The organism is Microbispora sp. NBC_01389 (genome assembly GCF_045040095.1).
GTDB lineage: Bacteria > Actinomycetota > Actinomycetes > Streptosporangiales > Streptosporangiaceae > Microbispora.
Genome location: NZ_CP109552.1, coordinates 6,240,138 through 6,262,796 on the forward strand (window position 1 = coordinate 6,240,138; position 22,659 = coordinate 6,262,796).

At 72.1% G+C, this 22,659-nt stretch carries 18 protein-coding genes; 6 read left to right on the forward strand and 12 right to left on the reverse strand.

The window, feature by feature from the left end; genetic code table 11:
• Positions 1-28: 28 nt before the first annotated feature.
• From pafA to prcB, 4 genes are all read right to left on the reverse strand, one after another.
• Positions 29-1,387 carry a Pup--protein ligase gene (gene pafA, locus OG344_RS27535; RefSeq protein WP_327046178.1) on the reverse strand — a complete coding sequence of 453 codons (1,359 nt, stop codon included), beginning with the start codon at positions 1,385-1,387 and terminating at the stop codon, positions 29-31.
• Between the two features lie 69 nt (positions 1,388-1,456).
• Complete coding sequence (locus OG344_RS27540) at positions 1,457-2,143, reverse strand: hypothetical protein (RefSeq protein ID WP_405085584.1); 687 nt, start codon at positions 2,141-2,143, stop codon at positions 1,457-1,459.
• A 157-nt stretch (positions 2,144-2,300) separates the two neighbouring features.
• Positions 2,301-3,131 (reverse strand): proteasome subunit alpha, encoded by an 831-nt coding sequence (gene prcA, locus OG344_RS27545; protein ID WP_405089179.1) that lies wholly within the window; start codon positions 3,129-3,131, stop codon positions 2,301-2,303.
• Between the two features lie 27 nt (positions 3,132-3,158).
• Positions 3,159-3,974: a proteasome subunit beta gene (prcB, locus tag OG344_RS27550; RefSeq protein WP_327049609.1), complete on the reverse strand. Its 816-nt coding sequence runs from the start codon at positions 3,972-3,974 to the stop codon at positions 3,159-3,161.
• A gap of 379 nt (positions 3,975-4,353) precedes the next feature.
• Here prcB and OG344_RS27555 point away from each other — a divergent pair, with 379 nt between their 5' ends.
• From OG344_RS27555 to OG344_RS27565, 3 genes are all read left to right on the forward strand, one after another.
• A complete protein-coding gene (locus OG344_RS27555; protein WP_405085585.1) occupies positions 4,354-5,577 on the forward strand; it encodes a Gfo/Idh/MocA family protein in 1,224 nt (407 codons plus the stop codon).
• Positions 5,537-7,129, forward strand: coding sequence for a hypothetical protein (locus OG344_RS27560; protein ID WP_405085586.1), 1,593 nt, complete (start codon positions 5,537-5,539; stop codon positions 7,127-7,129). The genes OG344_RS27555 and OG344_RS27560 overlap by 41 nt, the downstream gene beginning before the upstream one ends.
• 123 nt (positions 7,130-7,252) lie before the next feature.
• Positions 7,253-8,803 (forward strand): phosphatase PAP2 family protein, encoded by a 1,551-nt coding sequence (locus OG344_RS27565; RefSeq protein WP_405085587.1) that lies wholly within the window; start codon positions 7,253-7,255, stop codon positions 8,801-8,803.
• Between the two features lie 117 nt (positions 8,804-8,920).
• Here the strand turns inward: OG344_RS27565 and OG344_RS27570 are convergent, their stop codons facing one another.
• Positions 8,921-9,133, reverse strand: a complete 213-nt coding sequence (locus OG344_RS27570) for a ubiquitin-like protein Pup (protein WP_327046184.1) — start codon at positions 9,131-9,133, stop codon at positions 8,921-8,923.
• Positions 9,134-9,389: 256 nt separating this feature from the next.
• On the opposite strand from OG344_RS27570, the gene OG344_RS27575 reads away from it, so the two are divergent.
• Positions 9,390-10,514, forward strand: a complete 1,125-nt coding sequence (locus tag OG344_RS27575) for a serine/threonine-protein kinase (RefSeq protein ID WP_405085588.1) — start codon at positions 9,390-9,392, stop codon at positions 10,512-10,514.
• Positions 10,515-10,714: 200 nt separating this feature from the next.
• Here the strand turns inward: OG344_RS27575 and dop are convergent, their stop codons facing one another.
• The 4 genes from dop to OG344_RS27595 all read right to left on the reverse strand — a co-directional run bounded on the left by dop (position 10,715) and on the right by OG344_RS27595 (position 16,577).
• On the reverse strand, positions 10,715-12,232 hold the full coding sequence (gene dop, locus OG344_RS27580; protein WP_405085589.1) for a depupylase/deamidase Dop: 1,518 nt from the start codon (positions 12,230-12,232) through the stop codon (positions 10,715-10,717).
• Positions 12,233-12,307: 75 nt separating this feature from the next.
• Positions 12,308-13,519, reverse strand: coding sequence for an acyltransferase (locus OG344_RS27585; protein WP_327046187.1), 1,212 nt, complete (start codon positions 13,517-13,519; stop codon positions 12,308-12,310).
• A gap of 225 nt (positions 13,520-13,744) precedes the next feature.
• A complete protein-coding gene (gene arc, locus OG344_RS27590) occupies positions 13,745-15,508 on the reverse strand; it encodes a proteasome ATPase (RefSeq protein ID WP_327046188.1) in 1,764 nt (587 codons plus the stop codon).
• Between the two features lie 205 nt (positions 15,509-15,713).
• On the reverse strand, positions 15,714-16,577 hold the full coding sequence (locus OG344_RS27595; protein ID WP_327046189.1) for a tRNA (adenine-N1)-methyltransferase: 864 nt from the start codon (positions 16,575-16,577) through the stop codon (positions 15,714-15,716).
• Between the two features lie 193 nt (positions 16,578-16,770).
• Here OG344_RS27595 and OG344_RS27600 point away from each other — a divergent pair, with 193 nt between their 5' ends.
• On the forward strand, positions 16,771-17,883 hold the full coding sequence (locus OG344_RS27600) for a GNAT family N-acetyltransferase (protein WP_405085590.1): 1,113 nt from the start codon (positions 16,771-16,773) through the stop codon (positions 17,881-17,883).
• Between the two features lie 52 nt (positions 17,884-17,935).
• Here OG344_RS27600 and OG344_RS27605 read toward each other — a convergent pair whose 3' ends face one another.
• Positions 17,936-19,159 (reverse strand): aminotransferase class III-fold pyridoxal phosphate-dependent enzyme, encoded by a 1,224-nt coding sequence (locus tag OG344_RS27605; protein WP_327046191.1) that lies wholly within the window; start codon positions 19,157-19,159, stop codon positions 17,936-17,938.
• 57 nt (positions 19,160-19,216) lie between these two features.
• Positions 19,217-20,119: a sugar kinase gene (locus OG344_RS27610; RefSeq protein WP_327046192.1), complete on the reverse strand. Its 903-nt coding sequence runs from the start codon at positions 20,117-20,119 to the stop codon at positions 19,217-19,219.
• A 52-nt stretch (positions 20,120-20,171) separates the two neighbouring features.
• Between OG344_RS27610 and OG344_RS27615 the strand changes: the two genes are divergently transcribed.
• Positions 20,172-20,765 carry a TetR family transcriptional regulator C-terminal domain-containing protein gene (locus OG344_RS27615; protein WP_327046193.1) on the forward strand — a complete coding sequence of 198 codons (594 nt, stop codon included), beginning with the start codon at positions 20,172-20,174 and terminating at the stop codon, positions 20,763-20,765.
• A gap of 90 nt (positions 20,766-20,855) precedes the next feature.
• On the opposite strand, the gene OG344_RS27620 is transcribed toward OG344_RS27615, so the two are convergent.
• Positions 20,856-22,562 (reverse strand): FHA domain-containing protein, encoded by a 1,707-nt coding sequence (locus tag OG344_RS27620; protein WP_405085591.1) that lies wholly within the window; start codon positions 22,560-22,562, stop codon positions 20,856-20,858.
• Between the last annotated feature and the right edge of the window lie 97 nt (positions 22,563-22,659).

The window sequence follows — 22,659 nt, forward strand, 5'->3', positions numbered from 1 at the left end:
GAACCCGCCGTCAGCGCGGTGTAAGAGATCACATACCCGCGATGAGCTTGTCGACCCTCTCGTCCACGCTGCGGAACGGGTCCTTGCACAGCACCGTCCGCTGGGCCTGGTCGTTGAGCTTCAGGTGGACCCAGTCAACGGTGAAGTCACGCCGCTTCTCCTGCGCCTTGCGGATGAACTCTCCGCGCAGCTTGGCCCGCGTGGTCTGCGGCGGAACCGATTTGGCCTCGAAGATCCGGACGTCGTCGGCCACCCTCTCGACCGCTCCCCTCTTCTGCAGGAGGTAGAACAGGCCGCGCTTGCGGTGGACGTCGTGGTAGGCGAGGTCGAGCTGCGCCACCCTGGGCGAGGACAGCGGCAGGTCGTACTTCTGCCTGTAACGTTCAATCATCTGGTACTTGGTGACCCAGTCGATCTCTCGTGCGACGAGGTCGAGGTCGCCGGTCTCGACCGCGCGCAGCGTGCGTTCCCACAGCTCCAGCACCCGCTTGGCGATCTCGTCCCCGCCTCGGCGGTCGACGAAGTCGCGCGCCTTGGTGAGGTACTCCTGCTGGATCTCCAGGGACGACGCCTCCCTGCCGTTGGCCAGGCGCACCCGGCGCCGCCCGGTCATGTCGTGGGACACCTCCCGGATCGCCCTGATCGGGTTCTCCAGGGACAGGTCCCGCATCACGATTCCGGCCTCGATCATGCGCAGCACCAGGTCGGTGGCGCCGACCTTGAGCAGCATCGTGGTCTCGCTCATGTTCGAGTCGCCCACGATGACGTGCAGGCGGCGGAACCGCTCGGCGTCCGCGTGCGGCTCGTCGCGGGTGTTGATGATCGGCCGGGACCGGGTGGTCGCCGAGGAGACGCCCTCCCAGATGTGCTCGGCCCGCTGGGAGACGCAGTAGACGGCTCCGCGCGGGGTCTGCAGCACCTTGCCCGCGCCGCAGATGATCTGCCGCGTCACCAGGTAAGGGATCAGGACGTCGGCCAGCCGCCCGAACTCCCCGTGCCGGCCCACGAGGTAGTTCTCGTGGCAGCCGTAGGAGTTGCCGGCCGAGTCGGTGTTGTTCTTGAACAGGTAGATGTCTCCCGCGATGCCCTCCTCGCGGAGCCGCTTCTCGGCGTCCACGAGGAGACCCTCAAGAATCCGCTCCCCCGCCTTGTCGTGGGTCACCAGCTCCACGACGTTGTCACACTCGGGGGTGGCGTACTCGGGATGGCTGCCCACGTCCAGGTAGAGACGTGCGCCGTTGCGCAGGAAGACGTTGCTCGATCGGCCCCAGGACACCACTCGCCGGAACAGGTACCGCGCCACCTCGTCCGGCGACAGCCTCCGCTGCCCGCGGAACGTACAGGTGACGCCGTACTCGTTCTCCAGCCCGAATATGCGTCGATCCATCACCTCACCCTATTCCCCGGAACCGGCGGCCGAACAGTGATCAGGCGGGGGAATGCGGCGGCGACGGCCTCAGGGGGCGTAGATCTCCACCACCTTGACGATCTGACCGCGCCGCACCGTGATGAGTGCGCGCAGGTCACCGGCGTCGGCCCGGAGGATCAGCTTGTCCCGGGAGCAGCGCTGGGTGCCCACATAACGGCTGTTGATGGTCTGGTCGTTCCCCTTGCATCCCACGGCGCTGAGGAACTCGACGTCCTTCGCGAGGGGCGCGGCGAAGGCCATCACGTCGCCCTCGGGCGGTCCCTCGAAGTGGCCGTTCGTGCTGCCGCCGACCTCCGGCACGAACTTGATCGGCCGGTACTCCGCGACGTTCTCGTCCTGCATGGTCACCAGTTGCCCGCGCAGCACGCCGTCCCTGCTCGGGCTGAGGCCCTTGGTGAAGTCGTGCCCGGGGTCCGACTGGAAGGTCTCGCCGAAGACGCCGGGCGTCGCGGCGGTGATCGGCGGACCGGCCTTCTCCGTCTTCCGGGGTGTGGCGGTCGTGGCCGCGGGTTCCGGGGTGTCCGACGTGCCGGGGTCCTGCGAGGCCTCCGGAGTGTTGCCGGACGGCTCCGCCGGGGAGGCCGGGGCCGTCACGGTCACCGTGGCCGTCGCCGTGGCCGTGGCGCCGGAGGAGCCGGAGCAGGCGGTCAGCGACAGGAGGGCGACGGCGGCGGCCGGGAGGCTCGCGCGCCGGAAAAGATCAAAAGTAGTCACAACCGGATGAGACTAGCGAAACAGGGCTTTGGTTGAGCCGGAATCCCTGATGCGGCCCGTTCCACCATGCGGGCCGATCCCGGACCCCGCCGCGAGCACGGCGGCGCCGCGCCCCGGACAGGGACGCGACGCTGGACCGCGTACGGCGAGGGAGACCCTACTCGCCGGAACCCGTGTCGATGTCGCCCTCGGGGCCGATCGGCGGAGCGGTGGGCGGCGGCGCCGCGGGAGTGGTGTCGGGGGCGTGCTCGGCGGTGGCGTCGTCCGCGGGCTTCTCGGCCCCGGCGCCTTCGCCGTTCTCCCCACTCTCCCGCAGGATCCGCTCCAGGCGCGGGGGGGTCAGGCGCAGGAACTTGCGGTGCTCCCGCGACCGGTCGAGCACGGCGACCTCGAGCTGCGTCGCGGGCGGACGCTCGCCGCCGGGCTCGGTGAGGGCGGCCAGAGCGGCGTCGAGTGCCCGCGCCAGCGGCAGCCCCTCCTGGTAGCGCTCCTTGAGCCGGCCCGCCACGGCTTCGGCCTGGCCGCCGATCACGGCCATGCCCTGCTCGTCGAAGACCGAGCCGTCGAAGGTGAGCCGGTAGATCTGGTCGTCCTCGGGCACGTCGCCCACCTCGGCCACGACGATCTCGACCTCGAGCGACTTGATCGACTCGGTGAAGATCATGCCGAGGTGCTGGGCGTACAGGTTGGCCAGGCCGCGCCCGGTGACGTCGCTGCGGTTGAAGGTGTAGCCGTTGATGTCGGCGTAGCGGATGCCGGCGAGCCGCAGCGACTCGAACTCGTTGTACCGCCCGACCGCGGCGAAGCCGATGCGGTCGTAGATCTCACTGATCTTGTGCAGCGCCCTGGACGGGTTGGGCGCCACGAACAGGATGCCGTCGGCGTACTGCATGACGACCACGCTGCGGCCTCGGGCGATGCCCTTACGGGCGTACTCCGCCCTGTCCCGCATGATCTGCTCGGGTGAGGCATATCCTCCGAAGGGGATGGACACCGGGGGTGATCCTCTCTTGGGTTAGCGCAGCGGGGCGGTCGGGCCTTCTGGAGCCGCCATCCGCGTCTCCAGCATCGACTCGACGAACTCGGCGACCTCGTCGTCCGGCAGGCGGCGGAAGCCGTCGGCGTTGATCACCGACACCACGGGCCAGATCCGCCGTGTGATGTCGGGCCCGCCTGTCGCGGAGTCGTCGTCGGCCGCGTCGTACAGCGCGTGCAGGCAGGCCAGGGCGGTGTCCTGCGCGCTGCTGTTCTCCCGGTACAGCTTCTTCAGCGAGCCCCGGGCGAAGATCGAGCCCGAGCCGATCGAGTGGTAGCCGAACTGCTCGTACGGCCCGCCGCCCACGTCGTAGCTGAAGATCCGGCCGCCCTCGCGGGCCGGGTCGTAGGCCGCGAACAGCGGCACGACCGCCAGGCCCTGCATCGCCATGGCCAGGTTCTCGCGGATCATGGTGGCCAGGCGGTGCGCCTTGCCCTCCGTGGACAGCGAGCGGCCTTCCCGCTTCTCGTAGTGCTCGAGTTCCACCCGGTAGAGGCGGGCCACCTCGATGCCGAGGCTCGCCGTGCCCGCGATGCCGATGCAGGAGTAGTCGTCGGTGCGGAACACCTTCTCGATGTCCCGCTGCGAGATGATGTTCCCGGAGGTCGCCCGCCTGTCGCCCGCCATCACCACGCCGCCCTCGCAGGTCGCCGCGACGATGGTGGTCGCGTGCGGGATCTGCTCGCCCACCGGGGCCGCCAGCGTCTGCGCGCGGGTCGGCAGCAGGTTCGGCGCGTGCGCGCCGAGGAACTCGGTGAACGACGACGACCCCGTATCTATGAAGAGGCTGTTCATCCAGGCCGGCTGAGATGCCACGCGACTCCCTCCAAGCATGCGTTGTTACGCCCGACCCTACTCAGGTCGGCGCACTGGTTGCACTCTTCCCGATCAGCTCAGCGCGAACCGAGATCACCCGGCGCTCCGGTCCACGGCCCCGGCTCGTTCGCCGGACCTTCTCTTTACGCGGTGGTGATCGTCCGCCTGGACCGGCGTGTCCGCACGTCAGCGCGTGCGGGAGGGCCGTGCGGGAGGGCCGTGCGGGAGGAGCGTGCCGGGTGGGCGAGGTTGTGCGCCGCCGCCGGTGGGGAAGGTGCAGGGGCACGGGGCACGGGACACGGGACACGGGACACGGGACACCGGACACCGCGCGCCGGGACGAGAAGGGCGGGACGTGATGACGGTGAAGGTGGGCATCGCCGGGCTGGGCGTGATCGCGCAGGCCGTCTACCTGCCCCTGCTGGCGCGGCGGCGCGACCTGTTCCGGATCGCCGCCGTCTGCGACCTCGACCGCGACCACGCGGAGGCGGCCGGCCGGGAGGCCGGCGCACCGGCGTACGACGACCCGGCGAGGATGCTCGACGACGGCGGTGGACCCGGCGGGCTCGACGCGGTGCTCGTGCTGACGCCGGGATCCCACGGCCCGCTCGTGCGGGCCGCGCTCGAACGCGGCCTGTGGGTGCTGGCCGAGAAACCGCTCGCCTACAGCCGTGCCGAGCTGGACGGCCTGCCCGGCGACCGCCTGATGGTCGGCTACATGAAGCAGTACGACCCCGCCTCCCAGCGACTGCTGGAGGCCCTGCACGAGGCGGGCGGGCCGGGGGTCGTCCGCCACCTGGACGTCACCGTGCTGCATCCGTCGGAGGACTCACAGCTGCTGTTCGCCCGCGTGCGCCGCGGACGGCCCGCGCCCGAGCGGGTCGCCCCCTACGCCGAGGCCGACGAGGCGGCGCTCACCGCGGCGCTCGGCACGTCGTCGGAGCGGCTGCGGCGGCTGTACGCCGAGGTCGTGCTGGGCAGCCTCTGCCACGAACTGTCGCTCATGCGGCTGTTCACCGGGTCGCCCGACACCGTGGACCACGTCGCCGTGTGGCCTCCCGACGTCTTCCCGCCGTCGGTCGAGCTGAGCGGGACCCTGCCGGCCGAGAGTTCCGGCAGGTACGGCATCCGCTGGCACTACCTGCCGAGCTACCCCGCCTACCACGAGATCGTGACGCTGCACCACGAGCACGGCTCGATGGAGCTGCGCTTCCCCTCGCCGTACCTGCTGAACGCGCCCACCCACCTGACGGTCGCCTGCCGGGTCGGGACCACCGAGCGGACGATCGTCCACGAGGACGTCGCCGAGTCCTTCGAGCGGCAGCTTCTCGCCTTCCACCGGTTCGTCACCCAGGACGAACGTCCACTCACCGGACTGGACGGGGCCCTGGAGGATATCGTCACGGCGCAGCGGATCGTCCACCGGTACGCCCGGTGGGCGGGCATCCCCATCGCCGGGGAGTGCGCGGGCGAGCCCACGGGCGCCCCGCCGGAGGCGGCCGCCGGGGGCGCCGACAGCCGCGACACCGAGGAGGGCGCGAGTGGAGCCGGTCACGCCGAGGAGCGCGTCAGCCGACCCTGAGCCCCCCGCCGGCCCCACCGATGCCGAACCCGGGCTCGCGAACGCGGGCCACCCCGAGCCCCCGGCAGCCCCCACCACAGCCGGCGCGGTTGAGCCCGCAGGGGACGGATCGGGCGCGGGCCGGGAGCGGGCGGCCCAGGCGGTCGTGGACCTCGTCGCCGCCGCACTCGCCGGGGCGGCGCCGAAGGGCTCCCTCGTGGTCGTCAACCCCTCGCCGTTCGAGCGGACCGGCCTGGTGCTCGCCGACCTGCCGGAAACCCGCGCCCGGCTGGTGGACGCGGCGGGGAGCCCGGTGCCGCTCCAGCGGCTCGGACTCGCGCCCACGCTGCTCGACGAGACGGTCATGGACGACCTGCGGCCGTTCCTCGGGCGGATCCACGGGCGTGAGCTCCACGGCCACGAGATCGTCTCCTGGGACGCGGCGGACGGCGTCTTCACCGTGACCGTGGGCCGCCACGCCTCCGGCCACTACTCCTACGAGGATCTGCGGCGGGCGATCCTGGAGGCGGAGCCGGGGTTCTGGGTCGTCCGCACGGTGGCCCAACCCGTCGTCACCGTGGCGGCTCTCGTCACCGTGCCGCCGCTCGGGCGCGCCGTCCTCACCTCCCGGTCCCCCGCACCCGCGGGGCCGGCCGCCGTGGCGCATCCCCTGCGAGTCGATCCGTACGGCTTCGACCCGGTGCTCGACAACGGGCTGCTGCGGGTGTGTGTGGCCGGCGATGGGACGCTCTCGCTGCGCGCCGCCGACGGCACCGAGGTCCACGGAGTCGGGCGGGTCGTCCACGGCGGGGACGCCGGAGACACCTGCACCCACGCGCCTCCGCCGATCGACCGGCTCCTCGACCGGCCCGCGGACGTCTCCGTCGAGGAGATCTGCTCGGGCCCGCTCACCGGCGTGTACGAGATCGTCCGGGCGTACGACCGGCCGGCCGCGATCGGCGGCGGCACTGAGCGGTCCGGCGGCGCTGAGCGGTCCGGCGGCGGGGACGTCCGTACGGTCGTGACCACCCGGGTGGAACTGCGGGCGGGCGAGCCGTACGCGCGGTGCGAGATCAGCATGGACGTGCGCTGCCGCGACCACCGTGTCCGCTGGCACGCGCCGCTGCCGCGGGCGGCGGCGGAGTCGCGCACGGAGGGGCGGTTCGCGGAGGGGCGGCGGGGCCTGACGGCCGGGGACGGGGATGGGGACGGGGGCCGGGCCGGCGAGCGGCCGATCCCGGTCTTCCCCGCCGAGTCGTTCGCCGCCGCGGGCGGCCTGGCCGTGCTGCTCGACCACGTCGGCGAGTGCGAGATCACCGGGAACGGGACGGAGATGGCGGTGACGCTGGTCCGGCCCGCCGGCCACCTGTCCGGGAACCGCAACCCCTGCCTGGACGAGCCCGCGGGCCCCGAGACGCCTGCTCCGGCCGCTCTGTGCCAGGGGCCGCTGCCGGTGCGCCTCGCCGTCCTGCCGTACGCGGGCGCGTGGCGCGAGGCGGGGCTGCCGAGGCTCGTGGAGGAGTTCCGCCATGATCTGCTCGCCGTACCGGGCAGCGGCGCCGGCGGACCGTGAACCGGGCGGATCCGCCCGCACTGCGGTTGTTCTTCCGCGGTTTTTCGTTCAGCCCGGCCCGGGTAGTGGAGATATTCACTCGCCTTGAGGCACCGAAGAGCACCGGCGGGGCAGGAGGAGGGCATGCTGGACCGGTCGCACCGCCTGGAGCCGGGCCGTCTGGAACGCTTCGCTCTCCGCGGCGCGCCGGGACCGGCCGGGGTGGCCCTGGCGGGCGCCGGCTTCGCACTGCTGGCCGGTCTGGTGGCCGGCCGGTGGGAGCCGCTGTATGCCACCGACCGGGCCGTGACCGACGACCTCAACCGGTTGGTCGCCGGTGACACGCTCGTCCTCGACATCCTCCGGGCGCTGACCGACTTCGGCGGCGGCACCATCCTGACCTGCGTGCTGGTCCTGGCCACCGTGTTCCTGCTCGTCCGGCGCGAGCTACGGCCGGCCGCCTTTGTCGTAGCCACGTCGCTCGGCGCGCTGATCCTCTACGCCGTGCTGAAGCTGCTGATCGGCAGGCTGCGTCCCGTCGTGGCCGAGCCCGTGGCCACGGCGACCGGGATGAGCTTTCCCAGCGGCCACTCGATGAGCTCCCTGGTCTCCTACGGTGTGCTCCTGATGGTCTTCGCGCCGCTCGCGCCCCGGCGGGCGCGCGCCCTCGCCGTCGCCGCCGTCGCGGCCCTCGTCGTGCTCGTCGGCTTCACCCGCGTCGCGCTCGGCGTACACCATCTGAGCGACGTGATCGGCGGCTGGCTTCTCGGGCTGGTCTGGCTCTGGGTCACCGCCGCGGCCTTCCGGCCCTGGCGACCGGAGCCCGTGCCCGGCCCCCACGGGGGCCGGGAACCGCCGCCCCGAGAGCCATCGCCTCGTGACTCGGTGCCCCGGGATTCGCTGCCCCGGGAGTCGCCGCCGCGCCCCTGGCGCGCCGCGGCGGAGGCGCTGACGGCCTGGGTGCTCGTGCTCGGGGCGCTGTTCGGGACCGGGTTGCTGCTCACCAGGGCGTCCGGGAGCACGGCCCTGGCCGCCGCCGATCACTTGGTCGTCCGGTGGGTCTCCGGTCTGCGAACCCCCGTGCTCGACGAGGTGACCGCGTTCGGCGGCCGGATCGGCGACCTCCCGTGGATCCTCGCCGGCACCCTCGCGGTCTGCGCTCTCGCCCTGATCGCGCTGCGGCGCGCACGGCCCGCGGTGTTCCCGCTCGTGGTGACGGCGGGGCACCTGGCCCTGTTCCGCACCGCCTCGGCGGCGGTCGGCCGCTTCCACCCCGCCACGCCGGTCCAGCTGCCCGGCGACCTGACCATCGTCCCGCCGGTCCCGCCACCCGGCGATCCGGCGGCCGGCCTGGCGATCGCCGTGCACCAGTCATGGCCGCCGCTCGCGTCAGGCTTCCCCTCCAGTCAGGTCGCCGGCGTGGTGGCCCTCTTCACGGCGATCGTGGTCCTGGTCGGGCGCGCTACGACACGCCGTGAACGGCGACTGGCGGCGGGCACGGCGGCGGTGCTCGTCCCGCTGCTGTGCGCCCTGTCGCAGATCTATCGTGGGACGCAGCACCCCATAGGCGTGCTCGCGAGCGCGCTGCTGGCGCTTCCATGGGTCGCCGTGGCGTGGTGGGTGCTGCTCCGTGACCGGGCCACACGGCCGCCCGAACGGCCGCCCGAACGGCCGCCCGACAGCCGACGCCGGTGACCGGCCGGGCTCTTCGCCCGGCCGGCGCATCGGGGGCGCGGCGGCCGGCGCACCGGATGGCTCCGGGCGCCGCCACCGGCCCAGACGTCTCCCCCCTTGGGTGACGTCCCCCCTGGGTTACTGTCCGCCCTTCTGCACGTAGGAGCGGACGAACTCCTCCGCGTTCTCCTCCAGGACCTCGTCGATCTCGTCCAGGATCGCGTCGACATCGTCAGTGAGCTTCTCGTGGCGCTCCTGCACGTCGGAAGACGTTTGCGCCTCGACTTCCTCGACCTCGTTCTCCTGGCGGCCAGTCTGCTTCTGGCCGCCGCCGGTTTCCTTGGTCGCCATCCCTGACACCTCCGCTGCTCGGGGGGACGCCTCTCCCCATATCTTCCCCGAACCGGCCGACATTGCGCGCGTCGGGGCTCGCGATCTTTGGAACGGTGTCCGCGGCGGGCGCGCCGAGCCTCGGCGCGGGCCTTCGCTACATCGGATCGTTATCGACGTCACACTCTTCGTGGCCGCCTTTCGGCGTCGTACCCCCACCCGCGGGACGACAATGGGGGATCACGGATCTGGGCCGGCTCTAGCACACGGGTGGTCGATGGCATCGCACGCACGGCAACTGCTGGCGGATCGGTACAAGCTGCTGACGCCCTTCCGGCGGGACGGCGGAGGGATCATGTGGCAGGCCCATGATCTTCGCCTCAAGCGCGACGTCGCGATCAAGGAGGTGCAGCCGCCGTACCGCGTGGACGTGGCGGACCTGCCCGCCGCCCGCAGGCAGGCGTTGCGGGAGGCCCGCTCGGCGGCCCGGCTGAGCCATCCGGCCGTGATCACCGTGCACGACCTCCTGGAGGACAAGGGCCGGCTCTGGATCGTCACGGAGCTGCTCCAGGGGCTCACGCTCGGGGACACCGTGCGTCATCTCGGGCGGCTGCCGGTCCACTGGGCCACCTGGGTCGGTTTCCAGCTCCTCTCGGGTGTGCGGCACGCGCACGTGATGGGCGTGGTCCACGGGGACATCCGGCCGGGCAACGTGACGCTGACCGAGGACCGGGTGGTGCTGACCGACTTCGGCATCGCCGCCTTCGACCGGGACCCGGCGGGACGGACGACGGTGCCCGTGACGCGGTCGGGGGCCTATCTCGCGCCCGAGCGCCTCCGGGGCGAGGACCTCGCCCCCTCCGCCGACCTGTGGTCGTTCGGCGCCACGCTGTACTGCGGCGTGGAGGGCAGGCCGCCGTACCCGAGCATGGGCCCGCTGTCGGCCGGGATGATGTCCGGCCGCGAGCCGGACCCGCCGCGCCGTGCGGGCCCGCTGCGGCCGTTGATCGAGGGCCTGCTGCGGCGCGACCCGCTGGAACGGTTCACGATCGAGCAGGCCATGCACATGCTCGTGGAGATGCTGCGGCGGCAGGGCATCCCCGCCGCCGCGCCGGGCCGGACCTCCGGCGAACTACCCAGCCGCGCCCGGACGAACCCGTACGGGCACTCCCCCGCTCTCGGCGCGCCCCCGCGGCAGGCGGAGCTGACCACCGGGTCCTCGTACGGCGAGGGCCGCCAGCGTGGGGGCGCTCCGCGCTGGCCCGCGCCCCCAAGCCGTCCACGCCGTCACGCCGGCCCGGGCAATCCGGGCGGTTCGGGCGGTTCGGGTAGTCCGGGCTATCCCCCGAATCCCGGTGGAGGTCACCCGGACGGCCCGCGCCCGCCGGCCGCCCCGTTGTGACGCCGGAGGCCGCAGGCCGGGCCCGGCGACCGGCGGGAGACGTCCGCGACCATTCTCGCGCTCCCCGGCGAGCAGGTCGGAGATCCGCTCCGCGAGGTGGTTCAGCGCGTGACCCGCCGTGCGCGCCTCCGGCGCGCCCTGCACCGCCACAGCACCGGAAGCGACTCCGGGACGAGCGACGTGGTCGCCGCGGCCGCGGGTCAGGCCTCGCCGGTGAGGGCGGCGACGAGTTCGGCCGCGGTGCGGCACCGGTCGAGCAGGTCGCCGACATGCGCCTTGGTGCCGCGCAGCGGCTCCAGGGTCGGCACGCGCTGGAGCGACTCGCGGCCGGGGATGTCGAATATCACCGAGTCCCAGGAGGCCGCGGCGACCGACTCGCTGTACTGACGCAGGCACCGGCCGCGGAAGTAGGCCCGTGTGTCGTTGGGCGGCGTCTCGACCGCGCGGTCGACGTCCTCGTCGGTCACCAGGCGCTGCATCCGGCCCCGGGCGACCAGGCGGTTGTACAGTCCGCGGTCGGGGCGGATGTCGGAGTACTGCAGGTCCACCAGTTGCAGGCGGGGATGCGACCACGGCAGGTTGTCGCGGGTGCGGTAGCCCTCCAGGATCTCCAGCTTGGCCACCCAGTCGAGCTCCCGGGAGAGCTGCATCGGGTCCTCGGCCAGCCGGGTGAGCACCGACTCCCAGCGGTTGAGCACGTCCTTGGTCAGGTCGTCCACACCCGAGCCGAAGCGGTCCTCGACGTACTTGCGGGCCTGCTCCAGGTATTCCATCTGCAACTGCACGGCGGTCATCTTCCGCCCGTTGCGCAGCGCGATCTCGTACTTGCAGGTCGGGTCGTGGGACACCGCGCGCAGCGCGGCGACCGGCGACTCCGGCGCCAGGTCGATGGTGAGGAACCCCTCCTCGATCATCGCCAGGACCAGGGCCGTCGTACCAAGCTTCAAATATGTCGAAATTTCCGACATGTTGGCGTCGCCAATGATCACGTGCAGGCGGCGGTACTTCTCCGGGTCGGCGTGCGGCTCGTCCCGGGTGTTGATGATCGGCCGCTTGAGCGTGGTCTCCAGGCCGACCTCGACCTCGAAGAAGTCGGCGCGCTGACTGATCTGGAAGCCGTCGCCGCGCGAGTCCTGGCCGATGCCGACCTTCCCGGCGCCACAGATGACCTGCCGCGACACGAAGAACGGGGTCAGGTGCCGGACGATGTCCGCGAACGGCGTGGCCCGGCGCATGAGGTAGTTCTCGTGGCACCCGTACGACGCGCCCTTGGCGTCGGTGTTGTTCTTGTAGAGCTGGATGGCGGCGTTGCCGGGGACGGCGGAGGCCCGGACCGCCGCGTCGTACATCACCCGCTCGCCCGCCTTGTCCCAGATGACCGCCGCCCTGGGGTTGGTGCACTCGGGCGTCGAATACTCCGGATGGGCGTGGTCGACGTACAGACGCGCGCCGTTGGTGAGGATCACGTTGGCGAGCCCGAGGTCCTCGTCGGTGAGCTGGCTCTGGTCGGCCACCTCACGGGCGAGATCGAATCCCCGGGCGTCGCGGAGCGGGTTCTCCTCCTCGAAGTCCCATCGGGCCCGGCGGGCGCGGGCGGCCGATGCCGCCAGGTACGCGTTGACGACCTGTGAGGAGGTCACCATCGCGTTCGCCCCCGGTTGACCGGGCACGGCGATGCCGTACTCGGTCTCGATGCCCATCACCCGCCGAACCGTCATTCCCACCCCGCCCGTGTCAGGCCGTCGTCGTCATATCCGAGCCTAGCCCCTTCTCTATGCCCTGCTACCGAACAGTTACGGCACAGATGCCTCGGGACTTTGCGCCGGAATCGGCGGCGCCGTCCGGGAAGGGGTGCCCCGGCCGCGCCGGCGGGACCCGCGCGAGCGGTCGAGCAGGGCCCCCAGCCTGGATCTGAGCCATCGCTGGCCGGGCCGGTCGACCAGCCGGTAGACCGCGTACGCGAGCGCGATCGAGACCGTCATCGTGATCCCGGTCAGCAGCCAGGGGTCAAGCACGTCCCGGTACGCCGGGATCAGGACGGCGGAGATCGTCTGGTGCAGCAGATAGAGGGGATATGTCAGGGCGCCCACGGTGACGAGGGGACGCCAGCGAAGCCAGCGTAGCCAGCCGAGGGCGACCGCGGCCATCAGGAGGTAGACGACCGTGATCGCGACGATGACGGCCTCCGGCGGCGCCGGGTAGCGGGCGATGCCGATCAGGCGCACCCGCTCCCCCACGCGCTCCATGGCGGCGTGCAGGGACATCCCGTAGCCGGCCGCCACGAGCAGCCACGGCACGAAGGCCGCCGACCGCGCCCCGAAGCGGTGGATCAGGAAGAAGGCCATGCCCGCGATGAAGTACGGCGCCTGCCGCGGCATGAAGACGAAGACCAGCACGTCGTTCTGGGTGATCTCGGCGAGCAGGGCCAGACCGGCCCAGGCCGCCAGGAACAGCAGGCAGCGCCGCAGCGTGATCCCCACGAGGGAGAACAGCGCGACGAGGACGTAGAACCGCAGTTCCACCCAGAGCGACCAGAAGACGCCTCCGGCGTGCCCGACGTCGAACGCCCCCTGCAGCATGGTCAGGTTGAGCAGGTACTCCCCAGTGCCGAGCTTGGGATCGAACCCGGAGACCCCGCTGAAGCGGTACAGGATGAAGATCACGATCACGGCGAACCAGTACGCCGGGTACAGCCGGGAGACCCGGGACACCGCGAACTCGCCGACCGTGTGGCCCCACACGCTCATCAGGATGACGAACCCGCTGATGAGGAAGAACAGCTCGACGCCGAGGATGCCCAGCGTGGTGAGGCGGGCGACCGGCGCGAACAGCTTCGTCGGGAACTCGTCCCACAGGGATCTGCTGGCCGCCATGTAGTGGAAGGACATGACGGCGAACGCGGCGACGAAGCGCAGGACGTCGAGCTCGACGAGGCGGCGGGCCCGCACTGCCCGGCCGTCGCCGGGCGCGTCCGGCACGCCCGCGGGGGGAACGGAATGTCGCACAGGACTCACCGGGCTCACCCGCGCGCGCCAAGAAAGATCACGCCAACTTTGACGTGATCACATGCGGTTCCGGTTCCCGCCGAGATCCATATGTGATCGACGATCTCCGGGCGGCCCCGGAAAACCGGAGGAGCGGCGCGATACGGGATCGCGCCGCTCCTCCTCTTCCGTCACGTCACTCTCGCCGGCGGCCCGTCAGGGCCGGACGACGCGTGCCACAGGCGCCTACAGGTACTGGCCGGTGTTGGCGACCGTGTCGATCGAACGGCCGGCCTCGGTGCCCTGCTTGCCCTGCACGAGCGTGCGGATGTAGACGATCCGCTCGCCCTTCTTGCCGGAGATGCGAGCCCAGTCGTCGGGGTTGGTGGTGTTGGGCAGGTCCTCGTTCTCGGAGAACTCGTCCACGCAGGCGGCCAGCAGGTGAGAGATCCGCAGGCCCTTCTGCCCGGTGTCGAGGAACTCCTTGATGGCCATCTTCTTGCCCCGGTCGACGATGTTCTGGATCATCGCGCCGGAGTTGAAGTCCTTGAAGTAGAGGACTTCCTTGTCGCCGTTGGCGTAGGTCACCTCGAGGAAGCGGTTCTCCTCGCTCTCGGCGTACATCCGCTCGACGGTCCGCTGGATCATCCCGGCGATCGTGCCCGCACGGCTGTCGCTGTGCTCGCTCAGATCCTCCGGGTGCAGCGGCAGCTCGCTGACCAGGTACTTCGAGAAGATGTCCTTGGCCGCCTCGGCGTCCGGCCGCTCGATCTTGATCTTGACGTCCAGGCGGCCGGGCCGCAGGATCGCCGGGTCGATCATGTCCTCGCGGTTGGAGGCGCCGATGACGATGACGTTCTCCAGGCCCTCGACACCGTCGATCTCCGACAGGAGCTGGGGGACGATGGTGTTCTCGACGTCGGAGGAGACGCCGGAGCCGCGGGTCCGGAAGATCGAGTCCATCTCGTCGAAGAACACGATCACCGGGGTGCCCTCGGAGGCCTTCTCCCTGGCCCGCTGGAACACCAGGCGGATGTGCCGCTCGGTCTCACCGACGTACTTGTTGAGGAGTTCGGGGCCCTTGATGTTGAGGAAGAAGCTCTTGCCGGACTGACCGGTCTTCTCCGCGACCTGCTTGGCCAGGGAGTTGGCCACGGCCTTGGCGATCAGCGTCTTGCCGCAGCCGGGCGGGCCGTACAGGAGCACGCCCTTCGGCGGGCGCAGCTGGTGCTCGCGGAACAGGTCGGCGTGCAGGTAGGGAAGCTCGATGGCGTCCCTGATCTGCTCGATCTGCCGGCTGAGGCCACCGATCTCCTCGTAGGAGATGTCGGGGACCTCCTCCAGGACGAGCTCCTCCACCTCGGACTTGGGGATGCGCTCGTAGACGTAGTTGGAACGGGGTTCGAGAAGCAGGGAGTCGCCGGCGCGCAGCGGCTGGTCCAGCAGCGAGTGGGCGAGCTTGACGACCCGCTCCTCGTCCGCGTGGGAGATGACCAGTGCGCGGTCGCCGCTCTCCAGCAGTTCCTTGAGCATGACGATCTCGCCGACGTCCTCGTACCCGAGGGCCTCGACGACGTTGAGCGCCTCGTTCAGCATGACCTCCTGGCCACGCTTGAGCGAGTCGGCGTCGACGGCCGGGCTGACGTTCACCCGGAGCTTGCGCCCGCCGGTGAACACCTCGATCGTGCCGTCGTCCCTGGCCTCCAGGAAGACGCCGAAACCTGATGGCGGCTGCGCCAGCCGGTCGACCTCCTCCTTCAGGGCGACGATCTGGTCCCTGGCCTCTTTGAGTGTGGCGACCAGACGCTCGTTCTGGCTGGTGAGAGCGGCCACCTGTGCCTGCGCCTCGTGAAGGCGCTCCTCGATGACCCTGGCCTGCCGGGGAGACTCGGCCAGCTTCCGGCGCAACGCGGTGATCTCCTCCTGCAGGAAGGAGACCTGTGTTGTGAGATCGGCGACCTCCCGTTCGCGCTGCGCGGCTCGAGCCTCAGCGTCGTCGCGAGCTGCCACGCCCCGTCACCTCCTTCCCCGTCGAGAACGACTACTCAAGACCCTACCTATCTTGGCGCTGTACGTAACCTGGCCGGGCAGTGTTCGTGTAGTTACGTTGGGTGTTCGGCGTTTGATGCCTTATGGACCGAATCTTCGGATCAGCATTAGCAACGCACCCGAATGCTCCCGTGTCACGGGGCTTTGCCGGGATGTGGCCGAATCGTCACACTTGTTCGGTCCCCTCTCCGTACGCCCCCTTGGCGGGACGCCTGCGCCGCGGCGGGGGCGTGACGCCGTCCGCCATGCGACGGGCCATGACGAGGAAACCCGTGTGGCCGACCATCCGATGGTCCGGCCGGACCGCGAGTCCCTCGACATGCCAGTCGCGAACCAGGGTCTCCCACGCGTGGGGCTCGGTGAAACTCCCGTGCTCTCGCAGGGCCTCCACCGTTCTGGACAACTGGGTCGTTGTCGCAACATAGCAGCAGATAACTCCGCCTGGCGTGAGAGATTTCGCCGCCGCGTCCACGCACTCCCAGGGGGCGAGCATGTCGAGGACGACGCGGTCCACGTCGGTCTCGTCGAGCGCGTCGACGAAGTCGCCCACCACCAGGCGCCACTGTCCCTGCGGACCGCCGAAGAACTTCTCCACATTCTTGGTGGCCACCTCGGCGAAGTCCGCGCGCCGCTCGTAGGAGATGACCTTGCCCTCCGGCCCGGCCGCCCGCAGCAGGAAGCAGGTGAGCGCGCCCGATCCCACCCCGGCCTCGACGACCCGCGCGCCGGGGAAGATGTCGGCCATGGCGACGATCTGCGCCGCGTCCTTCGGGTAGACCACCGCCGCGCCGCGCGGCATCGAGAGCGCGTAGTCGGCCAGCAGGTGCCGGAACGCCAGGTAGGACGTGCCGCCGGAGGACCGCACCACGGATCCCTCGGGCTGCCCGATCAGGTCGTCGTGCGGGATCCACCCCTTGTGCGTGTGGAAGACGCCGCCCTCTTTCAGCGTCACCGTGTGCCGCTTGTTCTTGGGGTCGGTGAGCTGGACCTGATCTCCAGCCCGGAACGGACCGTGCCTGCGAAAACCCATGCGGAAAAGGCTAGTGCCGCGACCGCCGAGCTTTGCCCATGGCCGAGATCGGCGGGAGGGGCACGAGGTGCCGCGACCGCCGAGGTTTGCCCGCCAGGGGCCGTGGCCCGGAGTGGCCCTGAGTGGTCCCGGGGGTCTCCGGCCGGCCGAAAACGCCTGGCCGTGGCGGGGACACCGCTGGTAACAATGGGACATGTTGCCCCAAGAGGCCATCCCCGCCGGTCCGGCCGTTCTGCGCCTGCCGGCCGAGGGGGACGCCGGCCAGATCGCCCGCGCCTGCTCCGACCCCGACATCGCGCGGTTCATCCCGTTCATGCCCTCGCCGTACACGTGGGACGACGCGCTGACGTGGATCACCAAGACCGTGCCCGCGATGTGGGAGAACGGCGGCGCCGGCTTCCTCGTCGCCGATCCCGGGACGGACGAGGTCCTCGGCGCCGCGGGGCTCCAGCCGCCGGACCGCTTCGGCGCCTCGGAGGTGGGCTACTGGCTGGCGCCGTGGGCCCGGGGCCGCGGCGTCGCCACGGCCGCCGTGCGGACGCTCACGGAGCGGGCCTTCGCCCTGGGCGTCTCCCGGATCGGGCTGCTCGCCAACGTGGAGAACGTCGCCAGCCAGCAGGTCGCCCTGCGGTGCGGCTTCGCCTACGAGGGAGTGCTGCGCGGGGCCGGCGCTCCGTGGGACGGCGCCCACGCCGACATCGCCGCGTTCGGGCGGCTGAGCACCGACCCCGGCGATCCGATCACTCCCTTCCTGCCGTTCTTTCCCGGAGGGTTCTCCGGCGGCTCGCTCACCGATGACGTGGTGCGGCTCACGCCGCTGACCACCGCCGACGCGGCCGATCACTTCGCCTTGGCGTCCGTGCCCGACGTGATGGACTCGCACGTGCCGCCCCGGCGACCGGTGTACGCCGGCAGCGAGCTCGTCTGCGGATACACGCGCCATCGATGGCTGACCGGGCAGCGGCTGGACGCCGCGATCAGGGACGCCCGCACCGGAGAGTTCGCCGGGGACATCCAGCTGACCGGCGTCGTCCCGGACCTCGGCCAGGCCATGCTCGGCTACAGCCTGCTCCCCGCCTTCCGCGGGCGCGGCCTGGTGACGCGGGCGGTGAACCTGCTGGCCGACTGGGCGTTCGGGCACACGCCGCTGCGCCGGATCGTCGCGGGGACCACGCCGGGCAACACCGCGTCGCATCGGGTGCTGGAGCGGGCCGGCTTCACCCGTGAGCTGCTCGTACGAGGGCTGCTGCCGGGCCCCGGGGGCACCCGCGTCGACGACCTCCAGTGGGCCCGTACGCGCGACTGAGCCGTTCCCGGGCATCGGGGAGGACCGGCGATCCCGATGCCGGCCCGGCCCCTCAGTCGGCGCCGTACGCGGCCCGCAGCTTGGCGAAGGCGGCGTCGGTCCCCTGGAGCGCGCGGTCGATCTCCTCGTCGGTGTGGGCGGCCGACAGGAACCAGTTGTGCCAGGGATGCAGGTAGACGCCCTCCTCCAGGCAGGCCCCGGCCCAGTGGATGCCCTTCTCCAGCGTGTCGTCGCCCTCGAAGGACAGCCACGGCACCTGCACCGGGCCGGTCTGCCGCACGACGAAGCCGTGCGCGGCGGCCTGGGCGGCGAGCCCCTCGCGCAGCCGGGTCCCCGCCCGGTGCATGAGCGCGGGCCCGTCGCTCTCCCGCAGGATCTCGATCGTCGCCCTGGCGGCGGCCATCGCGGTCGCGGAGAACCAGAACGAGCCGGTCGAGTACAGCGACTGGGCCGCCCCCCGAAGCGCGTCGGCGCCGGTGAGCGCGGCGATGGGGAAGCCGTTGGCCATCGCCTTGCTCCAGGCCGTGAGGTCGGGGCGCACGCCGAGCGGCTCCCACGAGCCGCGCAGGTCCAGCCGCCACCCGGCCCGCACGTCGTCGATCACCAGCGCCGCGCCGAGGCGGTCGGCCAGCGCCCGCACGCCCCGGGCGAACTCCGCGTCGGCCGGCTCCTGGTCCTCGAACGAGTCGTGCTTGAAGGGGGTGACGAGGATCGCGGCGACGTCGCCGTCCGCCTCCGCCGCCGCGGCCTCGGCGCTCGCGAGGTCGTTGTAGGTGAACTCGATCGTGTCGGCCCGCTGGTTGGGGGTGACCCCCGACAGGCCGGGCGTGCACCAGGGGTCGGCGCCGTGGTAGGCGCCGTGGGCGACGAGGACCCTGGTCCGGCCCGTGGCCGCCCTGGCCACCATCAGGGCCTGCGTGGTGGCGTCGGTGCCGTTCTTGGAGAACATGGCCCAGTCGGCGGACGGGATCAGGTCGACCAGGAGCTCGGCCAGCTCGACCATGACCGGCCCGGGGCCGTTGAGGCAGTCGCCCGACGCCTGCTGCGCCGCGGCGGCGGCCTCGACCCGCGGCTCGCGGTGGCCGACGATCATCGGGCCCCAGCTGCACATCAGGTCGACGTACTCGCGGCCGTCGGCGTCCCACTGCCGGGCGCCCTCGGCCCGGACGAAGAACTGGGGATAGCGGTCGCCGTGCAGGACCGCGTTGAGGTGGCCGTACATGCCACCGGGGATGACCTTCGCGGCACGGGCCCGCAGGGACGCGTCGACGGACATGGGCGGACTCCCGGGGGTTCGGAGACAGGAGGAACAGAGGGGCGGCCGGAGGGGGGATCAGTCGTCGAGGGGGCCGTCCAGACCGGCGTCGGAGCCGAGCCCGCCCGCGACCCGCGCGGCGACGGCCGTGCCGAGGCGGGCGGCGCCGAGCACGTCCCGGCCGCGCAGCAGGCCGGCGGCGAACCCGGCGCAGTACGCGTCGCCGCAGCCTGTGGTGTCGACCACGGGCACGTCCAGCGCGGGGACGGCCGTGACGCCGGCGGCGGTGGCCACCAGGCTTCCCTCGCTCCCCCGCGTGACGATCACGCCCTTCGGGCCCTCGCCGAGCAGCACGGCGGCGGCCTCCTCCGGGGTGGCGGCGCCGCTGAGCATAAGCGCCTGCTCCTCGTTGGGCAGCAGGTAGTCGACGTGCGGCAGGAACGCCCGTACGGCGGGCATGAGGTCCGGCAGGTTGGACAGCAGGTCCAGCGTGACGATCGTGCCGCCCTCGCGGGCCTTGCCGAGCAGCGCGTGGAACTCGGGGTCGTGCAGGCCCCAGGTGACGTCCATGCCGCCGAGGTGCACCAGCTTCGCGGCGGTCAGGCGGCCGGCGTCGAGGTCGGCGGTCGCGAGGCCGAGGTTGGCGCCGGGCACGTGGAACGAGGGCCGCCCCCCGTCCGGCCGGATCGGCAGGATGGAGGCGGCGGTCTGCTCCCCCGGCCGGCGCACGACGCCGCTCACGTCGACGCCGTGCCGCGCCATGATCATCAGGAGGAAGTCGCCCAGCTCGTCGTCGCCGACGGCGCCCATGGTGGCCACCGGCACACCGATCCTGGCGAGGGCCACGGCCGTGCCGGCGGCCGCCCCCGCGGCGGTGATGCGGATCTGCTCCAGCAGGTGGGTGTCCTGGCCGGACGGGATGGACTCGACCGGGCGGGCCAGGACGTCGACGATCTGCACGCCGACTGTCACAACCGTCATGTGCGGATAATAGACGGGCGCCCGACTAAAATGTCAACCGAGGTGAGGGAGCATGCCGAAGATCGTCAACCATGAGGAACGCCGCGAGGAGGTCGTCGCGGCGGCCCGCCGGATCATCCTGCGCGACGGCATCGAGGCCGCGACGACCCGGGCCATCGCGAAGGAGGCCGGCTACTCCAACGGGGTGCTCACACACTATTTCGCCGACAAGGACGAGATCCTGCTGTCGGCGCTGGAGGCCTCCCACCGGCGCATCGCCGACCGGCTGCGGGAGAAGCTGTCCGGCCGCACCGGCCTGGCGGCGCTGCGGGAGCTGCTGCTCGACAACGTCCCCCTCGACGGCGAGCGCGCCGGGGAGACCGGGCTCGAAGTCGGCTTCTGGGGGCGCAGCCTGACCAGTCCCGCGCTGCTGGAGGTGCAGCGGCGGGAGGCCGCCGAGCTCCGCTACGTGGTGACCAGCCTGCTGAGGTCCGCCGCCGAGGCCGGTGAGATCCGTACGGACGAGGACCCGGAGGACGTGGCGGAACGGCTCCTCGCGCTGGTGGACGGCCTCAGCGTGCACCGGCTGCTGTATCCCGCGAACGTCACCGCCGACCGGCTGGAGCGGCTGTTGCTGCGCGAGATCGACCGCCTGCGCGACGGCTGACCGGCCGCCGGGAGCCCGTACCCGGGTCCCCGGCGGTCCGGCCGCGTCAGGCAGGTGCCGGTCGGGCGCCGGGCGGGCGCCGGTCGGGTGTCAGGCGGGGCGGTGCGCCTCGTAGCGCATGGTGCGGGAGACCCCGATGCGCACGGTCGTGCCGGGCAGGATCGGCACCGGCTCGTTCGGCGGGATGTCGTAGAAGTTGGGGTCGCCCGGCGGCTGGATCTGCGTGCCGTTCACCGAGCCCAGATCTAGCAGGTTGACGTCCCAGTTCTCCAGGAACACCCGCAGGTGGCGGCGGGACACCGAGCCGTCGGGGCTGGTGACCCTGGCCGGCCTGGCCTCGCCCGACTGCACCTCGGGAGCCCGCTCCGGGTCGCGGCCCAGCAGGTAGTCGGCCTCCAGCGGCAGCGCCATGCCGTCGTCGAGCAGCAGCGCGCCGAGCGGCGGGCGCGGGCCCTTGTACGGCACGACCGCCCGCTGGTCGATGGGGACGCCGCAGACCGCGCAGTACGGCGCGCGCGGGTCGTTGAAGTGGTCGTTCTTGCAGTCGACGCCGTACACCATGGGCCGCTGCTCCGGGTCGGGCGCCATGTCGAGCTGGGTCGCCTCCCCCGGCTCCTCGTCGGAGTCCTGCGGCGCCCCCTCGAACGGTCCGTCGAACGGCCCATCGAACGGCCCGTCGAACAGGCCGCCGAGCGGTCCGGTTCCCGGCCCGTCCGGCGAGCCGCCCCGATCCTGACCCCTCTCCTGCGCTCCCCGGTCCTGGGCGGGCCCGTCCTGGGCGTCCCGGGGCCCGCCGCGGTCGTCGGGCGGCTCGGGCTGCCCCGGGGACTGCTGCGGGCCCGAATGGGCCGGGGTGTAGGGCGGGGCGGGCGGCATGTCGGGCTGGGGGCCGGAGTGGTGTGCGGGCGCCGGGTCCGACAGACCGGACGGCAACGGCGGCAGCGGCTGGGAGACGTGCGGCGGCTGGGAAGGCGGAGGGACCGGCGGCGACGCCAGACCGGACGACAGACCGGACGACTGGGCGGCCGATTGGGGAGACGCGTGCTCGGCCGACGGCCCGGGGCCGGACAACGGCCCGCCGCCGAACGGCGAGACGGGCGGCGAGAGAGGCGGCTGGGCGGGCGGGGAGACGGGAGGGGGCGGCACCACGGGCCCCCGCGGGCCGATCGGCTCCGGCGCCCCGGGCGGCGGGGGCTGCGTGCCCGGGTGCTGCCCCTGATACTGCGACTGGTGTGGGGCCTGATGCTGGGACTGGTGCGGGGAATGCTGCTGCGGCGGCCGCGGGGGCAGCGGCGGGAAGGCGAGGTCGCCGTGCCGGGTCAGGTCGCACTCCAGCCCGGCTCCCGTGACGACGCCGCCGTCCAGCCGGGCGTACGGGCTCGACGGGCCGGCTCCGGGCAGGCGCAGCAGCACCGTGGACACCGGGCCGTTGATGAGGCGGTCGGTCCAGGTCAGCGCGTCGTGCCCGGCGAGGCGCACCTCGCCCTCGGGGCCGGACACGGTCGCGTACGCGGCCCCGCTGACCAGCACGGCCACGCCTCCCCCGGCGGGCCCGGCGACCGCGCAGGCCATCGGCTCACCGATCGAGCGGTCCATGGCGCGTGCGAGGACCTGGGCCACGCGCCGGGCCAGCGCCCGGCCGTCCCCGCCCGTCGTGGCGGTCTCGTGCATCGCGCTCAGCAGCTCCTCGACCGGCTGGTCGCCGCCGGTGGCGCACACGAGCAGCAAACCGTTCAGATGGGCGACCACGCCCTCTCCCGGCAGCGGGCGGACCACCCCCACGCCCTGTTCCGTCACAGAAGTTCTCCCTCCGGAAACGCCACCGGATGTCCGGCATCATCGCCGGCACGCCGTGTGCCGGATCGATCACCCCAGAAAGTAGCAAAAAGTATGG

Excerpts from the sequence above, each read along its gene's own strand:
- pafA (WP_327046178.1), bottom strand. The coding sequence starts at position 1,387 with ATGGATCGACGCATATTCGGGCTGGAGAACGAGTACGGCGTCACCTGT.
- prcB (WP_327049609.1), bottom strand. The coding sequence starts at position 3,974 with ATGAACAGCCTCTTCATAGATACGGGGTCGTCGTCGTTCACCGAGTTC.
- OG344_RS27555 (WP_405085585.1), top strand. The coding sequence starts at position 4,354 with ATGACGGTGAAGGTGGGCATCGCCGGGCTGGGCGTGATCGCGCAGGCC.
- OG344_RS27565 (WP_405085587.1), top strand. The coding sequence starts at position 7,253 with ATGCTGGACCGGTCGCACCGCCTGGAGCCGGGCCGTCTGGAACGCTTC.
- OG344_RS27570 (WP_327046184.1), bottom strand. The coding sequence starts at position 9,133 with ATGGCGACCAAGGAAACCGGCGGCGGCCAGAAGCAGACTGGCCGCCAG.
- OG344_RS27575 (WP_405085588.1), top strand. The coding sequence starts at position 9,390 with ATGGCATCGCACGCACGGCAACTGCTGGCGGATCGGTACAAGCTGCTG.
- dop (WP_405085589.1), bottom strand. The coding sequence starts at position 12,232 with ATGACGGTTCGGCGGGTGATGGGCATCGAGACCGAGTACGGCATCGCC.
- OG344_RS27595 (WP_327046189.1), bottom strand. The coding sequence starts at position 16,577 with ATGGGTTTTCGCAGGCACGGTCCGTTCCGGGCTGGAGATCAGGTCCAG.
- OG344_RS27600 (WP_405085590.1), top strand. The coding sequence starts at position 16,771 with ATGTTGCCCCAAGAGGCCATCCCCGCCGGTCCGGCCGTTCTGCGCCTG.
- OG344_RS27605 (WP_327046191.1), bottom strand. The coding sequence starts at position 19,159 with ATGTCCGTCGACGCGTCCCTGCGGGCCCGTGCCGCGAAGGTCATCCCC.
- OG344_RS27610 (WP_327046192.1), bottom strand. The coding sequence starts at position 20,119 with ATGACGGTTGTGACAGTCGGCGTGCAGATCGTCGACGTCCTGGCCCGC.
- OG344_RS27615 (WP_327046193.1), top strand. The coding sequence starts at position 20,172 with ATGCCGAAGATCGTCAACCATGAGGAACGCCGCGAGGAGGTCGTCGCG.